General features: G+C 63.8%; 5 protein-coding genes and 1 pseudogene. 3 read left to right on the top strand and 3 right to left on the bottom strand.

Annotated elements, in window-relative coordinates; translation table 11 throughout:
- Positions 1 to 246: PepSY domain-containing protein (locus IH615_RS02255; RefSeq protein WP_291359470.1), on the bottom strand; the 246-nt coding region annotated here is incomplete at its 3' end.
- Between the two features lie 141 nt (positions 247 to 387).
- Between IH615_RS02255 and IH615_RS02250 the strand changes: the two genes are divergently transcribed.
- The 3 genes from IH615_RS02250 (at position 388) to IH615_RS02240 (ending at position 3,022) form a co-directional block, all read left to right on the top strand.
- A complete protein-coding gene (locus IH615_RS02250; protein ID WP_036760145.1) occupies positions 388 to 1,047 on the top strand; it encodes a response regulator transcription factor in 660 nt (219 codons plus the stop codon).
- Positions 1,044 to 2,402 (top strand): ATP-binding protein, encoded by a 1,359-nt coding sequence (locus IH615_RS02245; protein WP_036760144.1) that lies wholly within the window; start codon positions 1,044 to 1,046, stop codon positions 2,400 to 2,402. The genes IH615_RS02250 and IH615_RS02245 overlap by 4 nt, the downstream gene beginning before the upstream one ends.
- A gap of 302 nt (positions 2,403 to 2,704) precedes the next feature.
- Complete coding sequence (locus IH615_RS02240; RefSeq protein ID WP_291359467.1) at positions 2,705 to 3,022, top strand: hypothetical protein; 318 nt, start codon at positions 2,705 to 2,707, stop codon at positions 3,020 to 3,022.
- 45 nt (positions 3,023 to 3,067) lie between these two features.
- Here IH615_RS02240 and istB read toward each other — a convergent pair whose 3' ends face one another.
- On the bottom strand, positions 3,068 to 3,826 hold the full coding sequence (gene istB / locus IH615_RS02235) for an IS21-like element helper ATPase IstB (RefSeq protein ID WP_291359466.1): 759 nt from the start codon (positions 3,824 to 3,826) through the stop codon (positions 3,068 to 3,070).
- Positions 3,823 to 4,215: pseudogene (locus IH615_RS02230) on the bottom strand (IS21 family transposase); the annotation flags it as partial. The pseudogene IH615_RS02230 and the gene istB, both read right to left, overlap by 4 nt.

The following is a 4,215-nucleotide window of genomic DNA, read 5'->3' as shown; positions in this document are numbered from 1 at the left end:
CACCTGAAGCGTGCCGGGATCGACCGTCACCTCGATGCGGCGTCCTTCCCGGTCTGTGCCTTTTATCTCGTAGCAGCCGTCGTCGATTTTTATGCGCCGCACCACCCATCCGTTTTCTTCCGCGAGCCGCACCACCGCGCTTCTTGGCTGCCAGTCTGCCAGCGGCACGGCACAGTCGTCGCCGGCAAGTGCAGCCCCGGACGGAAGGACCACGAGAAAGGTCAGAATTGTCAGCGATCTCTTCATGGACCACACTCCGTATAACGGCCACTGGATGACATTCTGCGCCGCGAACCTGACGGGATGCTGAAGCCCGGGGCGTCCCGCCATCAGCTTTGCGTCAGCCCGGGTCGCCATAATGGCCAGAGGCAAATGAGTAGGAAGATCATGCGGATCCTGCTGATCGAGGATGATACCGTTCTGGGTGCCGCCGTGCGGGACCAGATCGCTGCGGGTGGCCAGTCGGTGGATTGGGTCACGCGCCTGGACGCGGCCGGCGATGCGATGGCCGGCACCGGCTATGATCTTGTATTGCTGGACCTCATGCTGCCCGACGGACGCGGCATCACCTTCCTTCGGTCGCTGCGCACCAGCGGCGACGTGACGCCGGTGATCATCCTGACAGCGCTGGACCAGATTTCGGACCGGATCGAAGGCTTGAACGCCGGCGCCGACGATTATCTGGTGAAGCCCTTCGATCTGGCCGAGCTTTCCGCGCGCATCGGCTCGGTCGCGCGGCGCTATAGCGGCAATCCCAACCCGATCATCGTCCACGGCACGCTTGCCGTCGACCTTGCCTGCCGCAGCATCCGCCGCGACGGCCGGCCCGTGCAGCTCACCGCACGTGAATGGGCGCTGTTCGAGGCGTTCCTCACCCGCCCGGGGCAGCTTCTGTCCAAGGCACAGCTTGAGGAAAAGCTTTATGCCTTCGATACGGAGGTGGAAAGCAACACCATCGAGGTCCATGTCAGCCGGCTGCGCAAGAAGCTGGGCGCCGAGGTGATCGAGACCGAGCGCGGGTTGGGCTACCGGCTGGGTTCGCCATGACGATGCCACGCAGCCTTCAGATGCGGTTGGGGGTGTCGCTGGGTATCCTTCTGACACTTCTGTGGATCGCGGCCGCCGCCGTCACGGCGGTCATGCTGCGGCACGAGATGGACAGGATCTTCGACTCGTCGCTACAGGAAGCGGCGCAGCGCCTGCTGCCGCTGGCCGCTGTCGAGATCGTCGGACGTGAGGAGGAAGGTGTGACGCAGCACCTTGCCGACCTGCGCGACCACGACGAATTCCTCACCTATATCGTGCGCGATGACGAAGGGCGAATTCTTCTGCAATCGCATGAGGCCGATCCCGCCATCTTCCCTGAATGGGACGGGCCGGGCTTTCGCACGACCGCAACCCATCGCCTGTATGGCGAGGACGCCCTGCAAGGCACGATCCGCCTCACGGTCGCCGAGCCGCTTGCCCATCGCGCGGCGGCGGCACGCGATGTCTGGGCGGGCCTGGGGTTGCCGCTGCTGGTATTCATCCCTGCCGCACTGTTGGCGATCGTATTGACTGTCCGCTCGGGTCTGGCCCCGTTGCGCCGCTATCGCGACCGGCTGGCCGCGCGTTCGCCGCGCGACCTCGCCCCCGTCGCCTGCGACGATCTTCCCGTCGAGGCCGCCCCGGTGGGGACGGCGATCAATGTGCTTCTGGCGCAACTCAAATCCACATTCGAGGCCGAACGCACCTTCGCCGCCAACGCAGCGCATGAATTGCGAACACCGCTGGCAGGCGCAATCGCGCAGGCCCAGCGGATACAGGTGGAAACGAAAGATACCGGTGCCGGCCACAGGGCTGCCGAGATCGAGGCCTCGTTGAAGCGGCTGGCCCGGACCGCGGAACGGCTTCTGCAACTGGCCCGAGCAGAAGGCGGGCGGTTGCGGCTCGATCATCTATCCGATCTTCGCATCACCGCCCGTCTGGTCGTGGACGATATCGAGAGGACAGCGCCGAACCGGATCGCGCTCGCCCTGCCGGAGCACCCGGTAATGTCCGACCTCGACCCCGATGCGTTTGGCATCATCGGCCGCAACCTCATTGAGAACGCCCTGCGGCACGGCGCATCCGACAAACCAATCACGGTAAGCCTCAGCGCGGACGGCACGTTCAGCGTCGCCAATGAAGGCCCCGTCGTGCCGACAGAAGCACTTGGCCGGCTGACCCGCCGTTTTGAGAGGGGGACAGCCGGAACGGAAGGCAGCGGGCTTGGCCTTGCCATCGCCGCGAGCATTGCCGATCGGATTTCGTCAAAGCTCACCTTGCAATCGCCAAGGCCGGAAAGCTCGTCCGGCTTTGAGGCGATCGTGGTTCTGCCGATAGCTTCACGGACGCTGAGCGAAGCTGCCAGCGCCCGATAGTCGCAACCATCGGACCGACCTTTGGCCGGCCGTTCGCGGCCCGGCTGGATGCTTGCCTAACATGACTGAGGTGCCTTGGTGAGTTGAGAATGAGGTTGCCTGGAGGGTTGATACTAGTGAGTGATTACTTCTATTATGTGTCGATATGATTTTTGACCTCACGAAAGGTGCCGTGATACATTATGCGTGTTCGGATCCTCCTGCTGGTCCTTCTCGTGACACCTTGGCTGGGCGCTGGGTGCGCATCTCGACCAGGTGAGAGTGTCCTTGTGCCGGGTCCAAGTCTGCCGGGAGCAGATGTCGTGACCCTGTATGCAGCAACCAACCGGTTGCGACAGGAATCCCCCGACGATCCTGCATCTGGTTTCAGTGATGCGCGAGCCACGACCTTCTCGGCGGCACGCTTTTCCATCTCGATCCCGCCCACGCACAAGGCCGGCAACATCGAATGGCCGGGGCGGCATCCGGATCCACTGGTCGCCATGACCGTCGCCGCCAGACAGGACATGCCGCTGTCGGCCCTCATCGATGACTGTCAACGGCGGAGCAAAATCAGGCCATTGGGCGGCGCAAAAGTAGGCCACTTGGCGCTGCAGGCGTGGAACGTCGGGAGGGCGTAGCCCGACCAGAGTTTCTCGCCTGCAGCGTCGGGGTTTTCGTGGGGGTCAGCCTGCCTTTCGGGCGCGGCTTTGGGCGAGACGATAGCTGTCGCCGTTCATCTCGAGGATGTTGACGTGGTGGGTGACGCGGTCGAGCAACGCGCCGGTCAGACGCTCGGATCCGAACGTTTCCGTCCATTCGTCGAATGGCAGATTGCTGGTGATCATGGTGGAACCGCGCTCATAGCGCTGCGAGATCAGCTCGAACAGCAATTCCGCCCCAGTCTTGGAGAGCGGCACGAAGCCGAGTTCGTCGATGATCAGAAGCTTGTAGCCGGCCATCTGTTTCTGGAAGCGCAGCAGACGACGTTCGTCGCGGGCCTCCATCATCTCGCTGACGAGCGCGGCCGCCGTGGTGAAGCCGACAGACAATCCCTTCTGGCAGGCTGCCAGACCGAGCCCGATCGCAACATGGGTCTTGCCCGTGCCGCTGGGGCCGAGCGCGATGACGTTCTCGCGGCGCTCGATCCATTCGCAGCGTGCCAGTTCCAGCACCAGCATCTTGTTGAGCTTCGGGATGGCGGCGAAGTCGAAGCTGTCGAGGCTTTTGGCGGCCGGGAACTTCGCAGCCTTGATGCGCCGCTCGACCATCCTGCGCTCCCGGTCGATCAGTTCCAGCTCGACCAGTCTGGCAAGATAGCGAACATGATCCACGCCCTCGACCGCGCATTGGCGGGCGAGCTTCTGGTGCTCGCGCAGGAAGGTCGGCAGCTTCAGGGCCTTCAGGTGATGAGCGAGCAGGAGTTCGGGAGCATCGCTGCTCATGCCGGTTCCTCCTCACGGTCCAGCAGGCGCATATAGGCCTTGGCCGACGTCTTCTCGACAGTGGCTCTGGGCAGATAGGGATAGATGTCGAGGTCCAGCCTGGGCGGCCTGCGCTCGGCCCGGCACAGGACGAGGTGCTTCACGGCATCGAAGCTGATGGCCCCCAGATGCAGCGCCTGCTTCACGGCTGCGTGCAGGTCGGCCAGATCGAAGCTTTCCATCAGGCGCAGCACCTGCACATAGGCGCGCCGGCCCTGTTTGCCCATCCGCGCTTCCATGAGGCGGCGCAGGGTCGTGAACGCCTCCGGCAGTTCCCAGCCCTGCAGCGGTGCGGCCTGGTCGAGCGCGTTGATCTTCTGCTCGATCAGCGGCAGGTAATGCAGCGGATC

Origin of the sequence: Devosia sp. (assembly GCF_014860165.1) — a bacterium.
GTDB lineage: Bacteria > Pseudomonadota > Alphaproteobacteria > Rhizobiales > Devosiaceae > Devosia.
This window is presented reverse-complemented; position numbering and strand designations above follow the sequence as displayed.

Excerpts from the sequence above, each read along its gene's own strand:
- IH615_RS02245 (WP_036760144.1), top strand. The coding sequence starts at position 1,044 with ATGACGATGCCACGCAGCCTTCAGATGCGGTTGGGGGTGTCGCTGGGT.
- IH615_RS02250 (WP_036760145.1), top strand. The coding sequence starts at position 388 with ATGCGGATCCTGCTGATCGAGGATGATACCGTTCTGGGTGCCGCCGTG.
- istB (WP_291359466.1), bottom strand. The coding sequence starts at position 3,826 with ATGAGCAGCGATGCTCCCGAACTCCTGCTCGCTCATCACCTGAAGGCC.